A 24,566-nucleotide genomic window follows, 5' to 3' on the forward strand; every position below is an offset into this window, starting at 1 on the left:
CATCACCCGCGGTCGCCCCGCGGTCCGTCCCCCGGCGTCCCCGCCTGCTGTGTCGTTCCTACCCCACCCGGTCGGTCCGCCGGACCGGCCACCGGGTCCGGCCGGCGTCCGAGCAGGTCACCGGCGACGGGACCGGCGGCGCCGGGACCGGCCACCAGGTCGCGGACGGCCCGGGCCACGGCCACGCAGAGCACCAGCCAGACCGCCAGGTAGACCCAGGTCTCGCCGGAGGTCAGCGGCGCGGCGCGGGCGTCGTCGAACGGGGTGCCCCTGTCGTTGTACGTCCAGCCGATGTACACCGCGATCAGCCCGGCACCGGCCGCCACGTTGTACGCCGTGGCCCAGGTCAGGTCGACCAGGTACAGGACGGCGACCGCCCACACCAGGTACTGCACGCCGAAGGCCGGCGACAGCGCGAGGAAACCGGCCAGCGCCACGGCGACGGCCAGCGGAAGGCGGTCCGGCCACCGCCAGACCGCCGCGGCGGGGGCGAGCGCGCACACCGCGACCACCAGCATGCGACCGGGACCGGCGTAGACCGACAGCCACCCCGGATCCCCGAGCAGGTGCGCCAGCTGGGAGAAGCCCCACTGCGACAGCGAGCTGCCGGCGTAGCCCCAGACGTGCGAGAGCACCCGCGAGAACTGCAGGACCAGCGCCGGCACCCAGGTCACCGCGAACGCCACCGCGGCACCGGCCAGGAACCGGACGACCACCGGCCGCCCGGCGCGCCACGCCCACACCAGGAAGGCCGGGACGACGACGACGGGCACGATCTTGATGCCGGTGGCCAGCACGACCACGACGCCGGCGACGGCCGGCCACCGCCGGTCGGCCAGGTACAGGGCCAGCAGCACCAGCATGGTGAACACCGGGTCGGTGTTGCCGTGGAAGCCGGACACGGCCAGCAGCACCGGCGACACCCCGACCAGCACGCCCGCGGCCACGGCCTGCCGGAGGGACCGGCGGCGCCGCACCAGTTCGAGCACCAGCAGTGCGGTCGCCACGTCGGCGGCACTGGCCAGCGTCCGGATCGACAGATTCCACGGCACGCCGATCCGGTCCAGCCGCTCGACCAGCACCAGGATGTCGCCCATCAGCGGCGGATGGTTGTAGAACGAGGCCAGGTAGCCGTCGACGGCGACGAAGTCGATGCCGTAGATGCCGATCGGCCCCTCGCGGCGGACGCCCAGGACGAAGTCGTGCCAGTGCGAGATGTCGTTCGTGCCGTAGGTGGTGGCCGCGATGGCCACCTTGCCGGCGAAGACCAGCAGGGCGACGACGAGCACGGTGCGGCGGGGGTGCGCCGTGGCCCACCCGGTGGGCCGGTCCAGGACAGGCGCGGCGCTCACCCCGGCAAACTATCCTGCGCCGGCGTCGGGCCCGTGTGTGCCCGCGGACGCCGCGGGGCACCCGCCCGTGGCGGGGTGCCCTGGGTCGGGCCGGGCGGTCACACCCGCCGGGCCACCGCCACGATGCCGTTGCCCTTCTTCGGCACGATCCGCTGCAGCGCCTGGAACGGCAGGATGCCGACCGTGATGCCGACGTCGCTGATCCGCTTGGACGGTTGCAGCCACCGGCCCGAGTGCGCGGTCTGCTCCGGCGCGGACTCCTCCTGGATCGGCGAGCCGTCCGCGACCCGGTTCCGGATGGCCTCCAGCGCGAAGGCCAGCGGCCACCCGTACAGGCTGATGTCGACCGGCTCGAAGCCGTTGTCCCGCAGCGTCCCGGCCAGGTCGTCCGGCGAGTAGCGCCGGTAGTGGCCGACCGCCTTGTCCCACGGGCCGAACATGTGCTGCCACGCCGGGACCGACAGCACCAGGTGGCCGCCGGGCCGGATCCGTGGCGCCCAGTCCCGCAGCGCCCCGGCGTCGTCCTCGAGGTGCTCGAGCACCTCGAAGGCGCACGCCATGTCGTAGGTCCGGCCGGCGGGCAGGTCGTCGGTCAGCCCGTTGACCACCGTGCCGCCGCGGGGCTCGATCCGCTCGCAGGCGACCCGGTACGACGTCGGGTCCGGCTCGACGGCCACGTACTCGCGGGTCAGGCCGACCAGCCGGGCGCCCATGGCGCCCTGGCCGCAGCCGATCTCCACGATCGTGCCCGGCTGGGCGCGGCGCACCGCACGCTTGATCAGGGGCCATCGCAGCGCGGCGCGCGGGGTGAGGGGGGCGGCCGGCGCACCGGTACGAACGGTCATCGCGCGAGCTTATGCAGCAGGGGCTCGACGACGGCGGCAGCCGTGAAGCTCTCCGCGCGTCGCGTCGCGGCGGCCCGCAGCCGGGCGAGTTCGGCGCGGTCCTCGGTGAGCCGGACCAGCGCCGCGGCGAGCGCACCGGCGTCGCCCGGCGGCACGAACAGGGCGTCGTCGGCGAGCAGCCGGCGTTGCGGCCCGGTGTCCGAGGTGACGACGGCGTTGCCCGCGGCGGCCGACTGGAAGACCTTGTTCGGCACCACGTGCAGCGCCTTGGCGGACGTGCCGAAGATGCCCAGGGCCACGTGCTGCCCGGCGATCAGGGCGGGCAGCTCGGCAGCCGGCACCAGGTCGCGCCAGACCACCGGAGCGTCCGGGCCGGCCGCCCCCCGGGTGGCCGCCAGGTCCTGACCGGCGCCGATCATGGTGACCTGCAGGTCGTCCCGGCCCGCGAGCCGGCCCAGGGCGGCGCCGATCACCGTCGCGCCCTGCAGCGGTGTGTAGAGGCCGAAGAACGCCACCCGGACCGGTTCGCCGGGGGCGGGGTCCGGGGCGGCGGAGCGGCCCGCGGCGAACCACCGGGCGTCCGCGCCGACCGGGCACACCACGGCGCGGTCCTGCAGGTCGGGCGGCACCTGGCGGCGGTGCTCCTCGGTGTCCAGCACGACCACGTCCGCGGCAGCCAGCGCCCGCCGGTCGAGCACGGACAGCAGCCGGGTGCGCAGCCCCTGCCGGGTCCCCCGGTCGATCGCCGTGCCGGCGGCGAAGATCAGGTGGTCGAGGACGACCGGGATGCCGCGGAAGGTCAGCGCGGCCAGCTGGACGTCGAAGTGGCCGAGGTAGCCGACGAGCACCGCGTCGGGCCGGGCGGTGCGCAGCTGGGCCCGGCCGCGCCGCCACAGCCGGTACCAGCGCGAGGCCAGCCGGCCGGCCAGTACCGGCAGGCGCCACGGCCGCTGCAGCATGCCGACCCGGTCCGCGGTCGAGAGCCCGAGCGGCTCGTTCAGCTCGACGACCTCGTGGCCGTGCGCCCGCAGGCCTTCGATGAGCACGGCCACCCTCGGGTGGGAGTCGGCCTGGTACGTGCCGAACGCGACGATGCGCACGTCGGTGTCCTCCTCGGGATCGGTGGGCGCGGCGCTGCCTGCGGGTCGGGACGGGCGGAGCCGGGAGCCCGGTGCGCGTCCGCCTGGCGCCGCCCGCACCGCGCCCGCACCGCGCGGCCGGCGTCGACGCAGCATCCTGCCCGACCGGGGACCGCACGGGACGCACCGGCCGCTAGGCAGGCTCCGCCGCGGTGGCGCCGGCGCGGCGGGCCAGCGCCGCGGCGCCGGCGGCCAGCAGGACGTCGACGACGGTCAGCACGAGCCGGGACAGCAGGACCACCAGCACCACGGACCCCGGGTCGAGGACACCGGACAGGCCGATGCCCAGGATGAGCTCGCGGGGACCGGCCCCGGCCGGGGCGAACACCACCACCACGCCGGCCGCGGTGGCGAGCAGGCACAGTCCCATGTCCAGCAGCGGCTGGTCCCACCGGCCGCTGATGCTGCCAACCAGCACGTAGAACTGCGCACCGATGAGGACCTGCCCGGCGGCCAGCCAGCCGGCCGCGCCCAGCAGGTCGCGCGCCGGCATCCGTTCCAGGGCGACCGCACGGCCGGTGACCCGGGCGGCCAGCCGCCCCACCCACACCAGCACGGCCGGGTGCAGCAGCACGATCAGCGGCACCAGGAAGAGCAGCAACCACCCGTACCGGCCGAGCACCGCGCTGCCGCCGAACAGCAGGCCGACCGCACCCAGGACCCCTGCGGTGACGACGGAGACCAGGATGGACAGCAGGCTGGCGGTGGCGCTGCGGGACCGCGGGACGTGCAGGTCGCGCGCCATGCTCGCCTGGGCCACGACGGTCCACACCCCGCCGGGGATGTACTTGCCGAGCTGGCCCATCAGGAAGACCCGCTGGGCGTCCCGCAGCCGTAGCCGCGAGCCCAGGCCGGTGAGCAGGTCGCGCCAGGCCGGGACGCCCGACCACGCGCCGCCCGCACCGAGCGCCGCCGCGGCCAGCACCGCCCAGACGTCGACCCGCTGCCAGGCCTGGCCGACCTCGGACCGGTTGCGCCACACCCAGTACGCCGCGAACAGGACCACCAGGACGAGGAAGCCGATCCGCAACAGCCGCGACAGCGAGCGGCCGCGGGAGCGTGCAGCGACCGGCGCGGCCGGGTCGGCGGGGACGGCGGGGACGGCGGGGACGTCCGTCGCCGTGGCGCCGGACACGTCCACCGGGCCGGCGCCGGACGAATGGGTCGACCCGGCACCGGACAGGTCCGACGGCCGGGCACCGGACCGCGGGTCGGCGCCGGCCGCGCGGACGCCGGTGGTCGGCATCCGGGCGGCGGCGCCGGACGGACCGGCGGGCTGGGACGACGTCACGGGTGCAGGACTCCTGACAGGGATGGGCCGGACGGCCTGGTCCGGGACGGACCGGGACGGACCGGCAGGCGCAGGTCCGGCGGTGGCCTGGATGGACGCCCCGGGGGTGGGCACCGGTTGCGCCCGCGTCGGCGAGGCGTCCGTCACCCGGCCCGGGCGGCCGGCCGCGGTGACCTTGCGGCGGCCGCGAGCCTACCCGGGTGGACCGTCGGACCCCGGCGTCACCGGACCGGCGGCGGCCACGGACCCTGCGCCCCCAGCCGTGGCGACGGTCGGCGCCGTTCCGATGGTCCCGGCGCCCGCGGCGTCGAGCTCCTGCCGGATCACCTCAGGGGTGAGCGGCTCGTCGAGCAGCCGGCGGAAGCGGTCGAAACGGTCCTGGCCGGCCGGCCGGGCCTCGAGCCACGGGCGCAGCAGGCGCTCACCCTCGACGTAGGTCGACGTGTAGGCCCGCCACAGGGGATCGGTCGCGAAGCGCAGCTGCTGCCGCGCCCGCCGCTCGTCCACCAGCCCCCACCGCTGCAAATACTCCAGCACGTCGTTCGGGTCGGCGCCGCGGTCGTGCAGCAGGATCGCCGCGTCCTGCCGCACGCTGTTCAGCGGCCGGGCGGCCACCTCCAGCTCCTCGACCAGGTCGGCGTCGAAGCGGGGGCCGATGCCGTCCAGCACCTGTGCCGCCCACCGCCCCCAGCCGGGGCCGACCGCGGCCGCGAGCGCCAGGTCGCCCAGGCCCTCGGCCATCACGCACTGCGGCGTGTTGACCAGGAAGACGGTCTGCTCCTGCTGGTCGTCGCCGCGGACCAGCAGCAGCTCCTTGCGGCAGTGCTCGGTGTGGTGGCCCGGGTAGCACTCGTGCGCCACCAGCACCGGGAAGCCGCTCATCCGGTGACCGACGTCGGCGTTGACGGCCACCCGGGACCGGTAGTCGCCCCCGTAGTAGTTGAACCCGCTCCAGGCCACGTCCCGCTCGATCTCGAAGTCGACGTGCTCGCCGTCGGGCAGCCCGGCGCGCCGGACGACCTCCGGCCGCAACGCCGCCGCCACCGCCCGCACGGCGCGTTCGACCTGGTCCGGCGGGCACGCCTCGGCGGCTCGGAAGCGCGCCATGCGCTCCGCCACGGTCCTGGAACCGCCGAGCAGCTCGCCGAGGCGGTCGTGCGCGGCGGCGTAGACGTCCGGATCGGTGGGCTCGATGCGGACGTCGAAGTACGCCTCGACCTCGTCGACGAAGGACAGCTCGTCGCCGGCGAGCCGGCGACCCGCCACGGCCAGCGCCGACAGGTGCGACCGCAGGAAACTCTGCCGTGGCTCCGGCAGCCCGGCGTCCGGCAGCGCCCGGACGAGCTCCTGCGCCCGGGCGGCCAGCCCGGCGGCATCGGGTGCCGGCTCGTCGTCGACCTCGCGGGCCAGCGCCGGATCACCGGTGTACGCGTCGACGAAGCCGTCGACCAGCCGGCCGAACCGCAGACCGAGCCGCACGTACTCGCGCACCACGTCCGGACCGGCGACCGCAGCGGACCCGGGTTGCCTCACGTCCATCGGGCCCACGGTAGGCCCGGGCACCGACAGCCGGACCGGGTCACTCGCCGAAGCGGCGGTGTCGTGCCGCGTAGTCGCGCAGAGCCCGCAGGAAGTCGACGCGACGGAAGTCCGGCCAGTCGGCCTCGTAGAACCAGTACTCCGAGTGCGCGCTCTGCCAGAGCAGGAATCCGGACAGCCGCTGCTCCCCCGACGTGCGGATCACCAGGTCGGGGTCCGGCTGGCCGGACGTGTACAGGTGCTCGGCGATCGCGTCGACGGTGAGCGACGCGGTGGCCTCCTCGAGCGTGTGGCCGGCCTGCGCCTGCTGCCGCAGCAGCGAGATGACCGCGTCGGCAATCTCCTGCCGGCCGCCGTAGCCCACGGCGATGTTCACCTCGACGCCCGTCCGCCCCTCGGTCCGCATCTCGGCGGCGGTCAGCCTGGTGACCATCCACGGCGGCAGCACGCTCATCGAGCCGACGATGCGCAGCTTCCAGCCGGTGGTGGGTGCGGCAAGGTCGTCGACCACGTCGGTGATGATCGACAGCAGCGACTGCAGCTCGGCCTCGTCCCGCCGGTGCAGGTTGTCGGTGGAGAGCAACCAGAGCGTCACCATGCCGATGCCGGTCTCCCGGCACCAATCGAGCAGGTTGGCGATGTGGGCGGCGCCGGCCCGGTGCCCGTCGCTCGGATCGGCGAGGCCGATCTTCCGAGCCCAGCGCCGGTTGCCGTCGATGATGACGCCGACGTGCCGCGGCAGCGGCGCACCCGTCAGCCCTCGCCGGAGCCGCTCCTCGTACACCCGGTACAGCAGGGCGGGCAACCTCACGGCTTGCACCCTACTGAGCCGACCCGGCGGACCCGACGGCGCCGCGCGACCGTCCGGCGCCCGGGCGGCAGCGGTCGGCCAGCGGGCGGCGGTCGGGATGGTCGGTGGGCCGCCCCGGTCCGGCGACCGGGACGGACGCCGGGGCCGACGGCCGGGACCGCCCAGCGTCGGTGCGGTGGCATGGGAGTGTCCTGTGCGATACCGCCCCGGGTGGTACGGCGGGCGCCGCTCGGGGAACATGGGCCTGGTGCCCGACACCGCGTTGCAGGTCCGCCCACCCCTGGCGCGACCGCGCGCCCGGGGGTGGATCCACCTCTACTCGACCGGCGTCGCGGCGCTCATGGGCATCGCGCTCGTGGCGGTCGCCGCCGGGACCTCCGGTCCGGGTGCCGCCGTGGCGTGCGCGGTGTACGCCGTGACCATCGTGGGTCTGTTCGGCGTGAGCGCGACCTACCACCGGCACACCTGGGTGTCCGTGCGGGCGCGCACGTGGATGAAGCGGGCCGACCACTCGATGATCTTCGTGTTCATCGCGGGGACGTACAGCCCGATCGCGGCGCTGGCGCTACCGCCGCCGACGGCCCGGTGGGTGCTGACCGTCGTCTGGGCCGGCGCGGTCGGCGGGGTCGCCATGAAGATGCTGTTCCCGCACGCACCCCGCTGGCTGGGTGTGCCGTTCTACCTGGCACTCGGCTGGGTCGCGATCTTCGTCATGCCGGACCTGCTGCACAGCGGCGGTGTCGCCGCCGTCGTCCTGCTGGTGGCGGGCGGGATGCTGTACACGGTGGGCGCGGTGTTCTACGCGACCCGCCGGCCCAACCCGTGGCCGCTGACCTTCGGCTACCACGAGTGCTTCCACGCCGCCGTCTCGCTGGCCGCGATCTGCCACTGCGTCGCCATCTGGTTGCTGCTGTAGCAGCGCGGCCGCTCGCGGACGACGGGCGGCGGGCACACCGGGCACCGGCCGGAGCGCACGTCGGACGGGACGGGCGGCCCGCCCGGTGTGCGGCCCGCCCACCCGGCTGTTCCGGACCGCGTCTCAGCCGAGGTCCGGACCCTGGTCGCGGAGGCGGTTGACCTCGGACATGGCCTCCCGCAGCTGTCCCAGCCACTCCTGGGCGTGGTCGCCGACCAGCCGGATCGCCCAGACCAGCGCGTCCGACCGGGACCGGGCCACCCCGGAGTCGACCAGGGTGTCCAGAATCTGCCGCTCCGGCTGGCGCAGCCGGGTCATCACCGGGACGGACGCGGTGGTGAACAGCTCGGTGGTGCCGCCGACCGTGGCACCCCAGGACACCTGCCGCCCGTACTGGTGCTCGGCCTGCCGGGCGATCTCGATGCGCTGCTCCCGGGTCTCCTCGCGGAACCGGGCGATCCGCCCGGCCTCCGCAGCGGCCAGGGTCGCCGCATCGGCGCCGTCCTGACCCTCCAGCGGCGGCAGCTGGCCGACGACCAGGATCTCGTCGCGGTCGACCGTCACCGAGGGCGTGCCGGTGAACCACTGGTCCGACAACCGGCCGGCGAACCAGCCGGCGGCGCCGGAGGCGCCGGAGGCGTCGGGAGCGTCGGGGGCACCCCCGCGCCCCCGTCCCCGCGGACCGAAGCCGCGGCCGCCGCGACCGCCAGGGCCACCGTGACCGCCGGGACCGCCGGGACCGCCGGGACCGAACGGCCAGCCGGGACCGCCGGGACCGCGTCGCGGACCACCGCCCGACCCGCGTTCGTCGTCGTCCTGTCCCGGTCCGAACGCCGGCAAGCCCGGTCCGAAGGACCGGGGGTGGTGTGGATGGTTGTGCCTCATGCTCTCTCCTTGTCACGTGATGTGATGATTACATTGTTACACCTCTTGCAGACGATGCACCAGTGGCTACGTCTCGTCGACGTGCGCAGTAGGCGGCGACCGGACGACCGGAGGCCGGCAGGACGGCACGGACGGCACAGGACGGCGCAGCGCCGGGCGGCAGATGGCGGACGGCCCGACCGCTCGACGGCATGACGGCAAAGGCACGACGGCAGGCGGCACGGCACGACGGCAGGCGGCACGGCACGACGGCTGGCAGCTCGGCACGAGGGCCGGCCAGCACGACCGCAGGCGAGAGGCGCGACGGCAAGCGAGGCGGACGGAGCGGGGGCGCGGCGGCAGGACAGGACACCGCGCAGGACGGCCGGCGCTGGCTTGCCCGGCAGTACGGAGGGGCGAGGCAGGCGCAACGGACAGCGTCGCGAGGGGAGGTTCGTATCGGACGTACGCCGCGTTGGCCCGCGTCAGCAGCTGGCCCGCCCAGCGGACCGACCGCCGCGGGTGGACCGGGGCCAACGTCCGCACCGGCTGCCTGAGCCTGGAACGGAAGTCCGGTGGCGCGTACGACCCACCGGCGCGGCGGTCGGCCGGCGGCCGTTCGCCCCACAGCGTCGATCGACGAACGCGCGGCAACGAGCAGGAACCACCGGACGGCGGGACCGCACGGTGCCCCCGCCCGGCTGCCCCCCGTTCCGGCGAGGTCCCGGCCCCCGGGTCCGACGCCTGCGCCGCACCGGGCCGGTCCGGCGATCGCAGTTCGCCGTGCCTGGGCTCACCGCTCGCGAGTCACCGCCGTTCCACGCTCGGCGCGGCGGCGACCCGGCACCCCTCAGCCGGCGGACGGGCGCGAGCACGGCGCGCCCCGAACTTGGACGTCCGCGAGCCGCCCGGTCTCAGCGGGCCGGACGGACCGGGGTCAGCGCTTGCGGCCGGAGCGCGCGGACGGCGGATCGCTGCGCCCGGACTTCGCGGCGCCGGGACGCCCCGCCGCACCGGCCGCGGGACGGGCCGCCCCGGCACCCTTGCCCGTCGCGGCACCGGCGGTGGCCGCCGCGTCGGCGGGTGATCCGGCGCCGGCCGGGTCACCGGCGTCGGCGGGGGTGTCGAAGCTCTCCGGCACGCGCTTGAGGTTCTTGCTCATCGAGCGGGCGAGGAAGTAGCAGACGACGCACATCAGGACGATGATGAGCAGCCCGATGGGGGCCGCCTTGCCCCACTCCGGGCCCTTGCCGGTGGTCGGGTCGACGTCCGCGGGCGAGTTGCCCGCGAGCACCCGCCCGACCGCGTCGGGCACGGCGGACACCGACCCGCGGACCGCGGCCAGCGCGGCCGTCAGCCCGTTCATCGGACGACCTGCTCGCGGACCCCGGCGAAGAGGTCGGTCTCCGGGAGGTCGGTCTCCACCAGCGAGCGGGCCAGCTCGTAGTCGTCCGTCCCCCAGACCTCGGCCTCGATGTCGTGCGGCACGGAGAACCAGTGCGAGTCCGGGTCGATCTGCGTCTCGTGGGCCCGCAGCGCGGCGTCCCGGAGGTCGAAGTAGTCGGCGACCGGGATCCTTGTGGTGATCCGCGCACCCGGGTCCGGCCGCGGGTTCTCCTCGTTGGTGAACCGGGCGAGCCACTCGTCGAACGGCCCGGTGCCGGTCCGCTCGCGCACCGCGTCGTTGATCCGGGTCAGCCGTTCCCGCGAGAAGCCGACGTTGTAGTAGAGCTTCAAGGGCTGCCAGGGCTCGCCCGCGTCCGGGAACGCGTCCGGGTCGCCCGCGGCCTCGAACGCCGCCACGGAGACGACGTGGCACCGGATGTGGTCCGGGTGCGGATACCCGCCGTTCTCGTCGTACGTCGTCATGACGTGCGGCCGGAAGGCCCGCACCACCCGGACCAGGGCCTCGATCTCGATCTGCGCGTCGAGCGCGCCGAAGCTGCCGGGCGGCAGCTGCCAGCTGTCCGGGCTGCCCTCGTGGTAGCCGGAGTCCTCGAAGCCGAGCCAGGTGTGCGCGACACCGAGGATCTCCGCCGCCCGCGCCATCTCCGCCTGCCGCAACGCCGGCATGTCGCGGTCGCCGAGCACGAAGTTGGGGTTGAGCACGTCGCCCCGCTCACCGCCGGTGCAGGACACCACCATCACGCCGGCACCCTCGGCGCCGTACTTGGCCAAGCTCGCCGCGCCCTTGCTCGACTCGTCGTCGGGGTGCGCGTGGACGGCCATCAACCGCAGCGGCGCCTCGGCGGCCACCGAAGCGCGGCGCTCGGACGCCACCACCGGGCGCTCGACGTGGGCCGCCGCCGGTCCGGTCGCCGGCGTCTCGAACACGGTCTCGCTCACGCCTGTCCAGATCCTCTCCTCGTGCCGCCGTCCTCCGGCGACCGCCCCGTTGCGACGGCTGCACCGTCCCGGCAGCCCCCCACTCCGCCGCCACGGGCACGGACGCCCGCGGCCGGTGAACCGGGAGGTGGTGCCCACTCGGGGCACCCACCGTCGACCATTGTCCCCCGTCCCACCGACAGCTTCGGCCGCCGCGGCCGCGCGAGGAGCGCCGCGGCCTGGCCGTGCCCGTCCGGCGCCTTCCGCGAGGCTCCAGCGGCGGTGTCACCGCTGGTCACGGCGGCGGCCGGGGACCGCCCGCGGACGGCGCGGCGGCCCTGCGGCGGCCGTCGCATCCGGGTCCCCGAAGGGGTCACCGTGGTAGAATCGGCGCACAGGACGGCCCCCTCGGGGGCCGTCAGCCGTTTGGCAGCGACCTACGAGTGCGAGAACCGCGCCTCGCGACCGCCTCGGGTTGTCGCTCACCCGCCTCGTCGCCGCTCGCGACCGCACACCGTCGGCCGCGTCCCGGCGCAGGTCGGGCAACGGCTGGCACCGGCACCACAGCAGAAGGAGTCGCCATGACCGGAACCGCCATCACCTGGCTCACCCAGGAGGCCTACGACCGGCTGCAGCACGAGCTCGACGAGCTCGTGGCCCAGCGTCCCGTCATCGCCGCGGAGATCAACGCCCGCCGCGAGGAGGGCGACCTCAAGGAGAACGGCGGCTACCACGCCGCCCGCGACGAGCAGGCCAAGCAGGAGGACCGGATCCGCAAGATCCAGGAGCTGCTGCGGCAGGCGCAGGTCGGCGTCCGCGCGTCGGACGGCGGCACCGTCGAGCCGGGCATGGTCGTCACGGTCGCCTACGACGGCGACGACAGCGACCAGGAGACCTTCCTGCTCGGCTCGCGCGAGGAGGGTTCCCACGGCTCGCTCGCCGTCTACTCGCCGCAGTCCCCGCTGGGTGAGTCGATCCTGGGCGCCGCGCCGGGCGACTCGCGCGAGTACCTGCTCCCCAACGGGCGGACGCAGAAGGTCACCGTCATCGAGGTCGAGCCCTTCACCGGCTGAGCCGCGCCGTCCCCGGCCGGGCCGCCCGGCCGGGGTCAGCTGTGGTCGAGGATGCGGACGCCCGGGGCGTCGGACAGCACCTTGATCAGGTCGTCGCGGTGCTGGTCGCCGCGGCACTCCAGCCGCAGGTCCACCTCGACATCGCCGAGGGCCAGCCCGGCGCCCAGCCGGGACTGCTCGACGTCCACCACGGATGCCCCGAGCTCCCCGACCCGGGACAGCAGGCGGGCCAGCGAGCCCGGCCGGTCGGAGATCTCGAGCCGCAGCGACAGGAACCGGCCGGCCGCGACCAGCCCGTGCTCGGTGACGTGCAGCAGCACCAGCGGGTCGATGTTCCCGCCGGACAGCACCGCGACGACCGGCGGCCGGAACCGCTCCGGGTCGGTCATCACCGCGGCTACGGCCGCCACGCCCGCCGGCTCCACGACCAGTTTGGCGCGCTCCAGGCAGAGCAGCATCGCCCGGGACAGCTGGTCCTCGGTGACGGTGACGATGTCGTCCACCATCTGCTGGACGTGCGCGAAGGTGAGCGCGGTCGGCTCGCCGACGGCGATGCCGTCCGCCAGCGTCGACATCTGGGCCAGCCGCACCGGCCGCCCGGCGGCCAGCGAGCCCGGCCAGGCCGCGGCCTGCACCGCCTGCACCCCGACGATCCGGACGTCCGGACGTTGCGGGCGGATGGCCGCGGCGATGCCGGACAGCAGACCCCCGCCGCCCGCGGACACCACGACGGTCGCGACGTCCGGGCACTGCTCGAGGATCTCCAGCCCGACCGTGCCCTGGCCGCGGAGGATGTCCGGGTGGTCGAACGGGTGCACCAGCACCGCACCGGTCGTGGCCGAGAACTCGCGGGCGTGCACCAGCGAGTCGTCCAGCGTCTCGCCGACGAGGTGCACCTCGGCGCCGTACGCGCGGGTGGCGGCGAGCTTGGCGATCGACGCGCCGACCGGCATGTAGACGGTGGCCCGGACCCCCAGCATGGCCGCCGCCAGCGCGACGCCCTGCGCGTGGTTGCCGGCGCTGGCGGCGACCACGCCGGCAGCCTTCTCGTCCTCCGACAGCCGGGAGATCCGCAGGTACGCCCCGCGGATCTTGAAGGAGCCGGTGCGCTGGAGGTTCTCGCACTTGAGGTGGACCGGGCCGCCGACCAGCTCCTGCAGCGGCCGGGAGGACTCCATCGGGGTCCTGCGGACGACGCCGGTCAACACCCGCGCCGCCTCCCGGATCTCCTCGACACCGATCCGGTCCAGCTGCGCGCTCGCCACCCGCGCCATACTGCCAGCCGCGCTCAGCGGCCGTGGGGCCAATAGGCGTCGGCCCGCAGCACGGCGCCGGCCGCGCCGATGAGTCCGGCGTCCCCGCCGAGCAGTGCCGGGACCACCCGTGGCGACGACGCGTAGCCCAGGGCCGCGTACCGGGCGTACCCGTCCGCGATCGGGTCGAACAGCACCGGACCGGCCAGCGCGACCCCGCCGCCGATGACCACGACGTCCAGGTCCAGCAGCGTGACGGCACCGGCCACCGCCAGCCCGATGGCCTCGCCGGCACGGCGGAACGTGGCCAGCGCGATCGGGTCGCCGCGGAGCGCGGCGTCCGCGACCCCGGCGGCCCCCGCGGCCGCGTCGCCGTCGGCCAGGCCGTGCTCGCGCGCCCAGCGGGTGATCGACGTGCCGCTGGCGACGGCCTCCAGGCACCCCGTGCCGCCGCACACGCAGGCCGGTCCGAACGGGTCGACGCTGACATGGCCGATGTGGCCCGCGTTCCCGGTGGTACCTGCCACGACGCGGCCGTCCACCACGACCCCGCCACCGACCCCCGTCGAGACCACCATCCCCAGGACGTTGCGCCGACCGCGGGCCGCGCCCCGCCAGTGCTCCCCCACGGCCACGGCGACCGCGTCGCCGAGCATCCGGACCTCGCAGCCGTACCGCTCGACCAGCCGGTCCCGGAGGGGGAAGTCCCGCCATCCCGGGATGTTCACCGGGGACACCGTGCCGGCGCCGAGGTCGAGCGGGGCTGCAGTGGCGACGCCCACGGCCGGCAGCACCGCCGCCTCGTGCGGCTCCAGCCCGACGGCGTGCAGCACCGCGTCGACCGCCTCGGTCAACGCCGCGAACAGCACGTCGCCGTCCCGGCTCCGGGGCGTGGGCATGCGCCGCGACGCCACGATCTCGCCCAGCTCGGTGACCACGGCGGCCGCGAACTTGGTCCCGCCGATGTCGACCGCCAGGGCCCGCCGGGACCAGTCCGTCCCGGTCCCGTGACGCACGGAGCCGGGGTCCGGCCCTGGGTCCGGTGCGGGTGCGGGAGCGGCGGCCACACCGGGATTGTGCGGCACGGCCGGGGCCGCCGGGCCCCGCACGGCGAGCGGGGTCAGGCCAGGGCGTCCGCGAGGTCCGCGAGCAGGTCGTCGACGTCCTCGATGCCCACGGACAGCCGGATCAGGTCGTCCGGGACCTGCAGCGCCGAACCGGCCACGCTCGCGTGCGTCATCAGCGCCGGGTGCTCGATCAGCGACTCGACCCCGCCGAGCGACTCGGCCAGGGTGAACAGCCGGGTCCGCGAGCAGACCTTGACGGCTTCCTCCACCCCGCCGACGACGGTGAACGAGACCATGCCGCCGAAGTCGCGCATCTGCCGGGCGGCGACCTCGTGCTGCGGGTGGCCGGCCAGACCCGGGTACAGCACCCGGCCCACCTTCGGCAGCCCGAGCAGCATGTCGGCGACGGCGGCCGCGTTGGCGCAGTGCGCCTGCATCCGCAGAGCCAGCGTGCGCAGGCCGCGCAGGGTCAGCCAGGAGTCGAACGGCCCGGCGACGCCACCCATGGACTTGGCGTGGAACGCGAAGGCCTCGCCCAGCTCGTCGTCCGACGTCACCAGGGCGCCGCCGATGACGTCCGAGTGGCCGCCGATGTACTTGGTGGTCGAATGCAGGACGACGTCGGCACCGAGCGCCAGCGGCTGCTGCAGGTACGGCGAGGCGAACGTGTTGTCGACCAGCAGCCGGGCACCGCTGCGGCGCGCGAGCTCGGCCAGCGCGGCGATGTCGGCGACCGCGAGCAGCGGGTTGGTGGGTGTCTCGCACCAGATCAACCGGGTGCGGTCGGTCACGGCCGCGGCGACCGCCGCCGGGTCGTGCAGCGGCGCAGTGCTGTAGGTGATGCCCCAGGGCACGCAGATCCGGTCGACCAGCCGGAACGTCCCGCCGTAGGCGTCGTCCGGGATCACCAGGTGGTCGCCCGGACGGAGCAGGGCGCGGATGGCCGCGTCCGCCGCCGCCATCCCGGACGCCCAGGCGGTGCCGTGCCGGCCGCCCTCCAGGGCGGCCAGCGCGGTCTCCAGTGCGGTGCGCGTCGGGTTGCCGGCGCGCGAGTAGTCGTACCCCGCCCTGGTCTCGCCGACGACGTCCTGGGCGAACGTGGAGGTCTGGAAGATCGGCACCGCGACCGCGCCGGTCCCGCCGTCCGGCTCCTGGCCGGCGTGGATGGCGCGGGTGGCAAAGCCGTCGCCGGCGCCCGCCTGCGAGGACGTGCGGTCGGCCGGATCCGGTGCCGGCTGCACCGGCGGGAGGTCACTCACCCGGCCACTCTAGGTCGGCACGCCGACGCTCCGTCCGGCCGGCGGTTCCGCCGGTCAGTCCGCCAGGAAGCTCAGCAGGTCGGCGCGGGTGAGCACGCCGGCCGGCTTGCCGTCGTCCACCACCATCACCGCGTCCGACTGCTCCAGCGCCACCCGCAGGGCCGGGACGTCCTCCCCCGACCCGACCAGCGGGAACGCCGGGGCCATGTGCGCGGACACCCGGTCGGACAGCGACGCCCGGCCGGTGAACAGGTCCTCGAGCAGCGCCCGCTCGGACACCGAACCCACCACCTCGCCGGCCATCACCGGCGGCTCGGCCGACACCACCGGCATCTGCGACACCGAGTACTCGTGCAGGATCTCCACCGCGTCGCGGACGGTCTCCGTGGGGTGGGTGTGCACCAGCGCCGGGAGCTGACCGCCCTTGCGGCGCAGCACGTCGCCGACCGTGGTGTTGCCGTCCCGGCTGAGGAAGCCGTAGGAGGCCATCCACCGGTCCGAGAAGATCTTCGACAGGTATCCGCGGCCGCCGTCGGGCAGCAGCACGACCAGCACGTCGTCGGCCGTCAGGTCCCGGGCGACCTGGAGCGCGGCGGCCACCGCCATCCCGCACGAGCCGCCGACCAGCAGGCCCTCCTCGCGCGCCAGCCGGCGGGTCGTCTCGAACGACTCGGCGTCGGACACGGGGACGATGCGGTCCGCGACGGTGCGGTCGTAGGCGTCCGGCCAGAAGTCCTCGCCGACGCCCTCGACCAGGTACGGCCGGCCCGTGCCGCCCGAGTAGACCGAGCCCTCGGGATCCGCGCCGATGATCTGGACGCGGCCGTCGGACACCTCCTTGAGGTACCGGCCGGTTCCGGAGATGGTGCCCCCGGTGCCGACACCGGTGACGAAGTGCGTGATGCGCCCCTCGGTGTCCGTCCAGATCTCCGGTCCGGTGGTGGCGTAGTGGCTCGCGGCGTTCATCGGGTTCGCGTACTGGTTCGGCTTCCACGCCCCGGGGATCTCCCGGGTCAACCGGTCGGACACCGAGTAGTACGATTTCGGGTCCTCCGGCGCGACGGCGGTCGGGCAGACCACGACCTCGGCGCCGTAGGCCCGCAGCACGTTGCGCTTGTCCTCGCTGACCTTGTCCGGGCAGACGAACACGCACCGGTAGCCGCGCTGCTGGGCGACCAGCGCGAGGCCGACGCCGGTGTTGCCGCTGGTCGGCTCGACGATGGTGCCGCCGGGACGGAGTTCGCCGGACTGCTCGGCGGCGTCCACCATCTTGACCGCGATGCGGTCCTTGACCGAGCCGCCCGGATTGAAGTACTCGACCTTGGCGAGCACGAGCGGGGCAAGGCCCTCGGTCAACCGGTTCAGCCGCACCAGCGGCGTGCCGCCGACGAGGTCGATGACCGATTCGGCGTACCGCACGGCATGTCTCCCTGCTGTCGTCCCACGGCCGTCCGCGACGGCCGTCGCCCGGCCTGCGCCGTGCCGCCTGCAGGTTATCCGCCGGTCGGGCCGTGCCCCGACGGCCGCCCGGCGGCCGGCCTCGCCGCGGCCGTTGACCGACGGCGCAGAATCGTTGCGGATGCGAAGGAGGCAGCGGCGATGCCGGCGGACAGGCGGGGGCACAGGGGCGGCGAGGATGCGGCGGCCGCGCGGGCGGTGGTGACGGCCGCGGCCGGTGCAGGCCTGCTGGCGGGGTTGGCCGGGGCCGCATTGGTGGCGCTGCTGCGGCAGGCCGGCACCGCCCGGCAGGCGATCGAGGCCGCGGCGCTGGACGCCGCGCGTGCCGCCGGTCTGCTCGAGGAGACGGGTCGCCGGCTGCGCGTCGCCGAGCTGCCCGTGCCGCGCCGGGATGGCCTCCACCTGCCCGACGGCGGCTGGCTCCCGCTGCCGGACGGCGGCGCGCCGCTCCGGGCGCCGGGCGGCCGGCCCCTCGTGCTGGCCATGCTGGGCGATTCGACGGCGGTCGGCTACGGCGTGCACGACGCCGACGAGCTGCCCGCGGTGGCGCTGTCCCGGCAGCTGGCCGCGGCCGTCGGCCGGCCCGTCCTGCTGCACACGTACGGCCTGGTCGGGGCCGGCGCGGCGGACCTGACCCGGCAGGTCGCGGCGGCCCTGCCGGACGCCCCGGACGTCGCGGTGATCGTCATCGGGGCCAACGACGTCACCGACAAGGTGCCGCCGTGGCAGTCCGCGCAACGGCTGGGGGCGACGGTCGCCGCGCTCGTCGCACAGGGCGTGCCCGTGGTGGTCGGAACCTGTCCGGACCTCGGTGTCATCGCACCCATCCCGCAACCGCTGCGGTCGGTGCTGCACGCCTGGTCCGGGCGGCTGGCCGCGCTGCAGGCCAGGGCCACCGAGGCGGCCGGCGGGCGGGCCGTGCCGATCGGCCGGCTGGTCAGCCCCGGCTTCGCCGGGCACCCGGAGCTGTTCGCCGACGACGGGTTCCACCCGTCCGGGGCCGGCTACGCCCGGGCGGTCGCGGCGCTGCTGCCGGAAGTGGTCGCCGCCGTCGGGGGGCAGCGTCCGGAGCGGGCCGCCGGTTGACCTCGCAGCGGTGCCCCCGGTCAGCCGGACCGGAACCCGGACCGAGCGGCGAGGCCGGCCAGTTCCGCGGCGACCGCCCCGGGGTCGGCTCCGGCGGCCACCGCGTCGTCGGTGAGCACGACGAGCTGGTCGGCGAGCACGTACCAACCCTCGTCCGGCACCGCGCGGCGCGGTCCCCCGCGCGCCGCCGCGGCCAGGTCCGCCAGGCGCTGCAGCGCGGCGCGGGTGTCGTCGAGCCGGTCCGCGTGCCGCCAGGACGACGACGACCAGGCCCGCAGGCGCCGTGCCAGGGCACGGGCCTGCGGGCCTGGGGTGTCGTCGCGAGGCGTGCGGTCCGCCCGGGGCCGTGCGTGCTCCGGGTGACCGCCGACGGGACTCAGTCCCGCAGGTAGCTCAGGAAGCGCAGGATCTCCAGGTACAGCCAGACCAGGGTGACCATGAGCCCGAAGGCGAAGTACCACGCCATCCGCGCCGGGGCGCCGCCCTTGATCGCGCGGTCGATCTGGTCGAAGTCCAGCAGGAAGCTCAGCGCCGCGATGGCGATGATCACCACGGAGATCACCATGGCCAGCGGGCTGCCGTCGCGCAGGTGCGTGTTGACCCCGAACAGGCTCATCACCAGGTTGAACAGCACCAGCACGACGACGCCGATCATCGCGCCGAGCAGGAACTTGGTGAACTTGGGGGTGACCCGGATGGCCCCGGTCTTGTAGACCACCAGCATCCCGGCGAAGACGCCGAGCGTGCCGACCAAGGCCTGCAGACCGATGCCCTGGTAGTTCGGGATCGACTCGAAGACGCCTGTGATGGCGCCCAGGAAGATGCCCTCGGCGACCGCGTACGTCAGGATCAGCGCGGGGTTCGAGGACTGCTTGAAGATGATGACCAGCGACAGCACGAACCCGACGAGCAGGGCCGGCAGCGCGAGCACCCAGGTCGAGCTGAAGTACATGGTCAGGATCGCGGCGACGATCCCGACGCCCAGGACGGTCGCGGTCTTGGCGACCACGTCGTCCAGCGTCAGGAAGCGCTCGCGCGCCGGCGCCGTGGTGGACGGCTGGTTGTACATCTGCTGGAGGTAGTCGGCGCTCGGCGGCGGGGGCGCGACATTGCCCCCGGGCGCCTGGCCGAGATTCCGGAAGGCCGGATTACTGCTCTGCACGGTTGGCTCCTTGCCCGTCGGACGACTCGATAGACGCTATCGACATCGGACCCGCCAGGTGCCGCCTCCGGATCACGAAGTGATGACGGAAGCCACCGGTGGGGGTGGCCACCACACCTCGATCGGGGCAGCGGTCCGGCCGGTCCACCTGTGCAACGCGGACGTCCGTCGAGAGGTTCCCCACTGCGATCGCCCGCGATCCGCCTGCGCCGGCCCCGCGGCCACCGCCGGTTCCCGCCGGCGCCCGCCGACCGGTCCGACCCCTGCGGGACCCGATCGGGCCTGGTGCTCGGGGCTGGTGCGTCCGGATGGCCGCGGGAGGACTAGAAAGAACGCACACCGACGGGGCCGACACCGGTCCCGGCCGCCCACGATAGGAGTGCACATGTCGATCGCCGCCAAGCTGCGCCGGGCTCCCGTACGCATCGCCGCGGGGGCGTACATCCTCAACTCCGGCATCGGCAAGCTCAAGGCCGACGAGGGCACCGCGCAGGGACTGCACGGCATGGCCACCGGTGCATACCCGTTCCTGAACAAGCTGACCCCGACGCCGTTCACCCGGGCGCTGGCCGTCACCGAGACCGCGCTCGGGGCCGCGCTGCTGCTGCCCGTCATCCCGGCCGGTCTGGTGGGCATCGGCCTGACGGCCTTCGCCGGCGGCCTGGTGGGTCTGTACGCCAGGACCGAGGGCGTCCACGACCGGTACTACCGGCCGGTCGGCAACGGCGTGGGACTGGCCAAGGACCTGTGGCTCGCTGCGATCGGCGTCGGCCTGGTCGTCGACGCGGCCCTGTCCGAGTCGCCGATCACCAGGACCGAGAGCTGACCTGCGGCCCCGGCCGGACCAGGACGGGGGCCCGTCCGGGGTTGCCCCGATGGTGCGTGCCCCCGGTGGGACTCGAACCCACACTGGGCCGATTTTAAGTCGGCTGCCTCTGCCGATTGGGCTACGGGGGCGGGCGTCGCGCGGCGCCCGCCCACGCTAGCCCGGGCTGCCGGCCCCGGCGTCACGGCGCCGCAGCGGGCGGTCCGCCGGGCCGGCGGTCGTCCGCCGGCCCGGCTGCCGAATGCCGGCGAGCACGGCCGGGCGGCGGGACGGGACGGCACGGCGACCGCGGCACACGGCACCGACGACGACGGGCCGGTGGGGTCTCCCCCACCGGCCCGTCGGTGTCTGCAGGCCCGGCCGGGCCCGCCTCAGCTCGTCGTCACGACTTCCGGGCGAACTCCCCGGAGCCGGCGACGAAGGTCACCGCGCCGAACAGGCCGCGGTGGGCCATCGACGCCGCCAGGACCTTCCGGGCGTTTGCGTCGGCCGTGCGGCCCAGCATCGCCCGGTACACCGCGTCCAGCTGCGCGTTGCGCCACTCCGCCGACTTGACGATGTTGCCGACGACGGCCCGCAGCCCGTAGTGCTGCGCGGTGCCGATCCAGTGCCGGCGCTCGGCCAGCGTGCCGGTGCGGCCGATCAGCACGACGCTGACGCGGTTGACCCAGGCGGCCAGCCCGCCGGACCGGTGCAGCGACTCGGAGGTGCCGCAGACCGACTCCCACAGCGCCTGCACCGTGCCCTTGGCCAGCGCCCGGGTCCGCGACGCCAGCTCGGCCCCGCTCGGCGTGCGGGACACGCAGCCGGCGTAGGTGTTGCGCACCATCCGCTCCCGCCGCTCCGACGACGTCGCGATGGCCGCGGCCACCTTGGACCGTGGTGCGGTTCCCGCCTCGAGCGCCGCGATCCAGGCGCCGGCCGGCGAGCCGGTGCGGCGCAGCACCGACGAGAACAGGTGGTTCACGTAGCCGGCGGCCGCGCGGTGGCTCAGCTGCGGGAACCGCGGCTTGGGCTTCGGCGCGGGCGCCGGAGCGGTGGCGATGGGCGGGGCGGTGCCGTCGCTCAGGCTGACCATCGACGCGCAGGCCCACGGGCTCCAGCCGCGGGAGCGCCACAGCCGCAGTGCGAGCGCGTCCTGCGTCGCCGGGCTGGCCTCGTTCGGGTACCCGGACCCGCCGACGCTCCGCCAGGTCCCCAGGTCGAACTGGTAGGCGCCGTAGTAGCCGTTGCCGGTGTTGATCTGGTAGTTGCCGCCGGACTCGCACTGGCGGATCTTGGCCCAGTCCTCCGCCGTCGGATCCGCGCTGGCGGTCCCGACCGTGGGGCCGACCAGCAGGCCGAGACCGACGGCGGTTGCCACGGCGGACCCGACGAGCCGCGCCCGGCGGCGCCGCCCGCGCTGCGCGGCCTGCTCGTCCCGTCGCGAAACGGTGGTGTTCACAGCGCTGTGAGCGCTCATCGATCTCGCTTTCCTCAGAAGATTCCCGCGTGTCGATCACGGGTCCGCCCGACCGGCGGGTGTAGGTGCCGCGGGGTACGTTACATGAAAGTGACCATTTTGAATCTGCCCCGAGACGTGACGTTTTTCGCCCCGACACCTGATCGGCGCGGGCGCCCGCTGCACTCGGTCACCGGCACTGTCGGCGGCACCGCCTAGGGTCGGTCCATGGCCGACCCCGACCGTCCTGCGGACAGTCCCCGTCCACCGCTGCAGCAGGGCGACGACTCCGCCTCCGGCAGTCCCACGACCAGCACGGACACGAGCGCGAACACGAACACGGACACCGCCGCGGACGGTCGGGGCCGGGCCGAGCCGGCGCCCGACCCGACCGACGACCTGGTCACCACCTCCCACCGGTTCGGCGACGCCACCTACACCGCCTCCGCCGGTCGGGTGGTGCTGCGCGAGGAGGTGATCACGGACGGTGCGTTCGGCGGGCACCGCGCCAAGGTCGAGATGTTCGTCGTGGCGTACATGCTCGACGGCGCCGATCCGGCGACCCGGCCGGTCACCTTCGCCTTCAACGGCGGCCCCGGCTCGTCGTCCGTCTGGCTCCACCTGGGGCTGCTGGGCCCGCGGCGGGTGGTCGCCGGCGACGTCGACGACCCGGCCCCGCCGCCCTACGGTCTGGCCGACAACCCGGAGAGCCTGCTGGCCCACAGCGACCTGGTCTTCATCGACCCGGTCTCCACCGGCTACACCCGCACCGTCACCGGCGGCAAGCCGGCCGACTACCACGGCTTCACCCCGGACCGGGACGCCGTCGCGGAGCTGATCCGGCTGTGGACCACCCGCAACAACCGGTGGCTGTCGCCGAAGTTCCTGGTCGGCGAGTCGTACGGGACCCTGCGGGCCGCGGCGCTCGCCGGGCACCTCGCCGAGCGCACCGGGATGGCGCTGAACGGTCTGATCCTGGTCTCGTCCGTGCTGGACCTGGGCACGGTGTTCTTCACCCCCGGGGACGACGACCCCTACGTGCACTACCTGCCGACCTACGCAGCCCTCGCCCACTACCACGGGCTGCTGCCCGACCGGACCCTGCAGCAGGCGGTCGCCGACGCCCAGGCGCTGGCCGACCGGGACTACCGCTGGGCCCTGGAGCGCGGGTCGCGGCTGACCCCGGACGAGCGCGCCGAGATGGCCACCCGGCTGGCCGACGTGACGGGGCTGTCCGTCGACTACCTGCTCCGCGCCGACCTGCGGGTGGAGCACCAGCACTTCTTCGCCGAGCTGCTGCGCCACCGCGGGCGCATGATCGGCCGGCTGGACGGCCGGTTCACCGGCGCGCCGGCCGACCTGACCGCGGCGACCATCGACGACGACGCGTCCTACTGGCACATCCAGGCGCCGTACACCGCCGCCGCCAACCACTACCTGCGGGCGGAGCTGGGGTACGAGTCGGACCTGCCCTACGAGATCCTCACCGACCGGGTGCAGCCCTGGTCCTACCGCGAGTTCGAGAACCGGTCGGTGTCCGTGCTCGACGACCTGGCCAAGGCCATGCGGGCCAACCCGTTCCTCAAGGTGCACGTGGCGTTCGGCTACTACGACGGCGCCACACCGATGGCCGCCGCCGAGCACTGCCTGGCGCACCTGCGGATCCCGGACGCCCGCCGCGCCGACATCTCGCGCCGCTACTACCCCGCCGGCCACATGATGTACGTCCACGAGCCGACCCGGGTCGCGCAGTCCGCGGACCTGGCCGACTTCGTCCGGTGGGCCACCGGGGGGCCGAACCCGGACGCCTGACCGCTCCCGGCCCGGCGGCGGGTCACTACGCCAGCGACAGGGCGAGCCCGTCCAGGATGTCGTGCTCGGACACGGTCACCTCGTCGACCGATGTGCGGGCTGCCACCAGGTCGGTCAGCGTCGACAGGATCAGCGCGCCGCTGCCGATGACGTCGACCCGGCCCGGGTGCATGTAGCCGTGCACGGCCCGCTGCGCCCGCGGCTGCCGGAGCAGGTCGGCGGCCACCCGGTGGACGTCCGCCACCGGGATCCGGGACAGGTGGATGCGGTCGGCGTCGTACCGGGGCAACCGCAGGGCGGCGGCCGCCACCGTCGTCGCCGTGCCGGACACCGCCACGAACCGGTGCACGCCGGCGAGCGGCAGGCCGTCCAGCCCGGACGCCAGGGTCTCGCGGGCCCACGTCCTTGCGGCGGCGACCTCGTCCGGCGTCGGCGGATCGCCGCGCAGCACCCGTTCCGTCATCCGCACGCAGCCGATGTCCAGGCTGGCCCGGCCGGTGACCTCGACCGCCGGGCCGTCCCCGCCGGCGTCCGCACGCAGCCTCCCGACGACCAGCTCGGTGGAGCCGCCGCCGATGTCGGCGACCAGGAACGGCCCGCGGTCCGGCAGCAGGTCCCCGACCGCCCCGCGGAACGACAGTTCCGCCTCCTCCGCGCCGGTGATCACCTCGGGATCCTGGCCGAGGACCCCACGCACCATCGCGACGAAGTCGGTGCGGTTCTGCGCGTCCCGGGTCGCCGACGTGGCGGCCATCCGCACCCGGACGGCACCGAGGCCGCGCAGCACGGCGGCGTACTCGGCCAGGGCGTGCCAGGTCCGGTCCAGCGCACCGGGCGACAGCCGGCCGGTGGCGTCGACGCCCTCGCCGAGCCGCACCACCCGCATCTCGCGGTGCACGTCGACCAGCCGGGCCAGCCGTCCCTGCCCGGTCCGGACGTCGGCGACGAGCAGCCGGATCGAGTTCGTGCCGCAGTCGATCGCCGCGACCCGGGTCGGTCCGCCCGTCCCGCGGGCCGGCTCCCGATCCGTCACCGTCGCCTCCTGCC

At 74.9% G+C, this 24,566-nt stretch carries 22 protein-coding genes and 1 tRNA gene; 5 read left to right on the forward strand and 18 right to left on the reverse strand.

Annotation, left to right across the window (positions count from 1 at the left end; genetic code table 11):
- Nucleotides 1–2: 2 nt before the first annotated feature.
- The 6 genes from IEY37_RS01610 to IEY37_RS01635 form a co-directional block, all read right to left on the reverse strand.
- Complete coding sequence (locus IEY37_RS01610; RefSeq protein ID WP_188939744.1) at nucleotides 3–1,352, reverse strand: glycosyltransferase 87 family protein; 1,350 nt, start codon at nucleotides 1,350–1,352, stop codon at nucleotides 3–5.
- Between the two features lie 98 nt (nucleotides 1,353–1,450).
- Nucleotides 1,451–2,197 carry a class I SAM-dependent methyltransferase gene (locus IEY37_RS01615; protein ID WP_188939745.1) on the reverse strand — a complete coding sequence of 249 codons (747 nt, stop codon included), beginning with the start codon at nucleotides 2,195–2,197 and terminating at the stop codon, nucleotides 1,451–1,453.
- Complete coding sequence (locus tag IEY37_RS01620; RefSeq protein WP_229673532.1) at nucleotides 2,194–3,297, reverse strand: glycosyltransferase; 1,104 nt, start codon at nucleotides 3,295–3,297, stop codon at nucleotides 2,194–2,196. Before IEY37_RS01620 ends, IEY37_RS01615 begins: the two co-directional genes overlap by 4 nt.
- 172 nt (nucleotides 3,298–3,469) lie before the next feature.
- Nucleotides 3,470–4,627: a lysylphosphatidylglycerol synthase transmembrane domain-containing protein gene (locus IEY37_RS01625; protein ID WP_188939747.1), complete on the reverse strand. Its 1,158-nt coding sequence runs from the start codon at nucleotides 4,625–4,627 to the stop codon at nucleotides 3,470–3,472.
- A 192-nt stretch (nucleotides 4,628–4,819) separates the two neighbouring features.
- The gene (locus tag IEY37_RS01630; protein WP_229673533.1) at nucleotides 4,820–6,166 is read right to left on the reverse strand and encodes a DUF885 domain-containing protein; all 1,347 of its coding nucleotides are present in this window, start codon (nucleotides 6,164–6,166) and stop codon (nucleotides 4,820–4,822) included.
- 40 nt (nucleotides 6,167–6,206) lie between these two features.
- Nucleotides 6,207–6,977 (reverse strand): isoprenyl transferase, encoded by a 771-nt coding sequence (locus IEY37_RS01635; protein ID WP_229673535.1) that lies wholly within the window; start codon nucleotides 6,975–6,977, stop codon nucleotides 6,207–6,209.
- Nucleotides 6,978–7,215: 238 nt separating this feature from the next.
- Between IEY37_RS01635 and trhA the strand changes: the two genes are divergently transcribed.
- A complete protein-coding gene (gene trhA / locus IEY37_RS01640; RefSeq protein ID WP_188939749.1) occupies nucleotides 7,216–7,893 on the forward strand; it encodes a PAQR family membrane homeostasis protein TrhA in 678 nt (225 codons plus the stop codon).
- 123 nt (nucleotides 7,894–8,016) lie between these two features.
- Here trhA and abmR read toward each other — a convergent pair whose 3' ends face one another.
- From abmR to mca, 3 genes are all read right to left on the reverse strand, one after another.
- Nucleotides 8,017–8,490: an ATP-binding transcription factor AbmR gene (gene abmR, locus IEY37_RS01645; protein ID WP_308426356.1), complete on the reverse strand. Its 474-nt coding sequence runs from the start codon at nucleotides 8,488–8,490 to the stop codon at nucleotides 8,017–8,019.
- Between the two features lie 1,204 nt (nucleotides 8,491–9,694).
- Complete coding sequence (locus IEY37_RS01650; RefSeq protein WP_229673545.1) at nucleotides 9,695–10,123, reverse strand: hypothetical protein; 429 nt, start codon at nucleotides 10,121–10,123, stop codon at nucleotides 9,695–9,697.
- Nucleotides 10,120–10,986 carry a mycothiol conjugate amidase Mca gene (mca, locus tag IEY37_RS01655; protein WP_188940143.1) on the reverse strand — a complete coding sequence of 289 codons (867 nt, stop codon included), beginning with the start codon at nucleotides 10,984–10,986 and terminating at the stop codon, nucleotides 10,120–10,122. Before mca ends, IEY37_RS01650 begins: the two co-directional genes overlap by 4 nt.
- A gap of 677 nt (nucleotides 10,987–11,663) precedes the next feature.
- Here mca and greA point away from each other — a divergent pair.
- A complete protein-coding gene (gene greA, locus IEY37_RS01660; protein WP_188939750.1) occupies nucleotides 11,664–12,155 on the forward strand; it encodes a transcription elongation factor GreA in 492 nt (163 codons plus the stop codon).
- Nucleotides 12,156–12,190: 35 nt separating this feature from the next.
- On the opposite strand, the gene ilvA is transcribed toward greA, so the two are convergent.
- The 4 genes from ilvA to IEY37_RS01680 form a co-directional block, all read right to left on the reverse strand.
- Nucleotides 12,191–13,429 (reverse strand): threonine ammonia-lyase, encoded by a 1,239-nt coding sequence (gene ilvA, locus IEY37_RS01665; RefSeq protein ID WP_188939751.1) that lies wholly within the window; start codon nucleotides 13,427–13,429, stop codon nucleotides 12,191–12,193.
- Nucleotides 13,430–13,443: 14 nt separating this feature from the next.
- Complete coding sequence (locus tag IEY37_RS01670) at nucleotides 13,444–14,424, reverse strand: ROK family protein (protein WP_229673550.1); 981 nt, start codon at nucleotides 14,422–14,424, stop codon at nucleotides 13,444–13,446.
- Between the two features lie 104 nt (nucleotides 14,425–14,528).
- Complete coding sequence (locus IEY37_RS01675; RefSeq protein WP_188940145.1) at nucleotides 14,529–15,716, reverse strand: cystathionine gamma-synthase; 1,188 nt, start codon at nucleotides 15,714–15,716, stop codon at nucleotides 14,529–14,531.
- A 72-nt stretch (nucleotides 15,717–15,788) separates the two neighbouring features.
- The gene (locus IEY37_RS01680) at nucleotides 15,789–17,153 is read right to left on the reverse strand and encodes a cystathionine beta-synthase (RefSeq protein ID WP_188939752.1); all 1,365 of its coding nucleotides are present in this window, start codon (nucleotides 17,151–17,153) and stop codon (nucleotides 15,789–15,791) included.
- Nucleotides 17,154–17,333: 180 nt separating this feature from the next.
- Between IEY37_RS01680 and IEY37_RS01685 the strand changes: the two genes are divergently transcribed.
- Entirely contained in the window at nucleotides 17,334–18,278 is a 945-nt protein-coding gene (locus IEY37_RS01685; RefSeq protein WP_188939753.1) for an SGNH/GDSL hydrolase family protein, read from the forward strand.
- A gap of 20 nt (nucleotides 18,279–18,298) precedes the next feature.
- On the opposite strand, the gene IEY37_RS01690 is transcribed toward IEY37_RS01685, so the two are convergent.
- Together IEY37_RS01690 and IEY37_RS01695 are read right to left on the reverse strand one after the other, a co-directional pair.
- Nucleotides 18,299–18,439: a hypothetical protein gene (locus IEY37_RS01690; RefSeq protein WP_188939754.1), complete on the reverse strand. Its 141-nt coding sequence runs from the start codon at nucleotides 18,437–18,439 to the stop codon at nucleotides 18,299–18,301.
- 215 nt (nucleotides 18,440–18,654) lie between these two features.
- On the reverse strand, nucleotides 18,655–19,440 hold the full coding sequence (locus tag IEY37_RS01695; RefSeq protein ID WP_229673554.1) for a Bax inhibitor-1/YccA family protein: 786 nt from the start codon (nucleotides 19,438–19,440) through the stop codon (nucleotides 18,655–18,657).
- Nucleotides 19,441–19,825: 385 nt separating this feature from the next.
- On the opposite strand from IEY37_RS01695, the gene IEY37_RS01700 reads away from it, so the two are divergent.
- Nucleotides 19,826–20,266, forward strand: a complete 441-nt coding sequence (locus IEY37_RS01700; RefSeq protein ID WP_188939755.1) for a hypothetical protein — start codon at nucleotides 19,826–19,828, stop codon at nucleotides 20,264–20,266.
- Between the two features lie 57 nt (nucleotides 20,267–20,323).
- Here the strand turns inward: IEY37_RS01700 and IEY37_RS01705 are convergent.
- Nucleotides 20,324–20,397: transfer RNA gene (locus IEY37_RS01705), tRNA-Leu, on the reverse strand.
- Between the two features lie 251 nt (nucleotides 20,398–20,648).
- Nucleotides 20,649–21,728: a transglycosylase family protein gene (locus IEY37_RS01710; protein ID WP_188939756.1), complete on the reverse strand. Its 1,080-nt coding sequence runs from the start codon at nucleotides 21,726–21,728 to the stop codon at nucleotides 20,649–20,651.
- 207 nt (nucleotides 21,729–21,935) lie between these two features.
- On the opposite strand from IEY37_RS01710, the gene IEY37_RS01715 reads away from it, so the two are divergent.
- Nucleotides 21,936–23,519 carry a S10 family peptidase gene (locus IEY37_RS01715; RefSeq protein WP_188939757.1) on the forward strand — a complete coding sequence of 528 codons (1,584 nt, stop codon included), beginning with the start codon at nucleotides 21,936–21,938 and terminating at the stop codon, nucleotides 23,517–23,519.
- A gap of 25 nt (nucleotides 23,520–23,544) precedes the next feature.
- On the opposite strand, the gene IEY37_RS01720 is transcribed toward IEY37_RS01715, so the two are convergent.
- A complete protein-coding gene (locus tag IEY37_RS01720) occupies nucleotides 23,545–24,552 on the reverse strand; it encodes a Ppx/GppA phosphatase family protein (protein WP_188939758.1) in 1,008 nt (335 codons plus the stop codon).
- Nucleotides 24,553–24,566: the final 14 nt, after the last annotated feature.

The sequence above is a fragment of the Nakamurella endophytica genome, from assembly GCF_014646215.1.
GTDB classification, from domain to species: domain Bacteria; phylum Actinomycetota; class Actinomycetes; order Mycobacteriales; family Nakamurellaceae; genus Nakamurella; species Nakamurella endophytica.

Bases quoted from the DNA above. Each gene is read 5' to 3' on its own strand.
- IEY37_RS01685 (WP_188939753.1), top strand. From the start codon at position 17,334: ATGCCGGCGGACAGGCGGGGGCACAGGGGCGGCGAGGATGCGGCGGCC.
- mca (WP_188940143.1), bottom strand. From the start codon at position 10,986: ATGGCCGTCCACGCGCACCCCGACGACGAGTCGAGCAAGGGCGCGGCG.
- IEY37_RS01615 (WP_188939745.1), bottom strand. From the start codon at position 2,197: ATGACCGTTCGTACCGGTGCGCCGGCCGCCCCCCTCACCCCGCGCGCC.
- greA (WP_188939750.1), top strand. From the start codon at position 11,664: ATGACCGGAACCGCCATCACCTGGCTCACCCAGGAGGCCTACGACCGG.
- trhA (WP_188939749.1), top strand. From the start codon at position 7,216: ATGGGCCTGGTGCCCGACACCGCGTTGCAGGTCCGCCCACCCCTGGCG.
- IEY37_RS01715 (WP_188939757.1), top strand. From the start codon at position 21,936: ATGGCCGACCCCGACCGTCCTGCGGACAGTCCCCGTCCACCGCTGCAG.
- IEY37_RS01710 (WP_188939756.1), bottom strand. From the start codon at position 21,728: ATGAGCGCTCACAGCGCTGTGAACACCACCGTTTCGCGACGGGACGAG.
- IEY37_RS01650 (WP_229673545.1), bottom strand. From the start codon at position 10,123: ATGAACGGGCTGACGGCCGCGCTGGCCGCGGTCCGCGGGTCGGTGTCC.
- ilvA (WP_188939751.1), bottom strand. From the start codon at position 13,429: ATGGCGCGGGTGGCGAGCGCGCAGCTGGACCGGATCGGTGTCGAGGAG.
- IEY37_RS01630 (WP_229673533.1), bottom strand. From the start codon at position 6,166: ATGGACGTGAGGCAACCCGGGTCCGCTGCGGTCGCCGGTCCGGACGTG.
- IEY37_RS01700 (WP_188939755.1), top strand. From the start codon at position 19,826: ATGTCGATCGCCGCCAAGCTGCGCCGGGCTCCCGTACGCATCGCCGCG.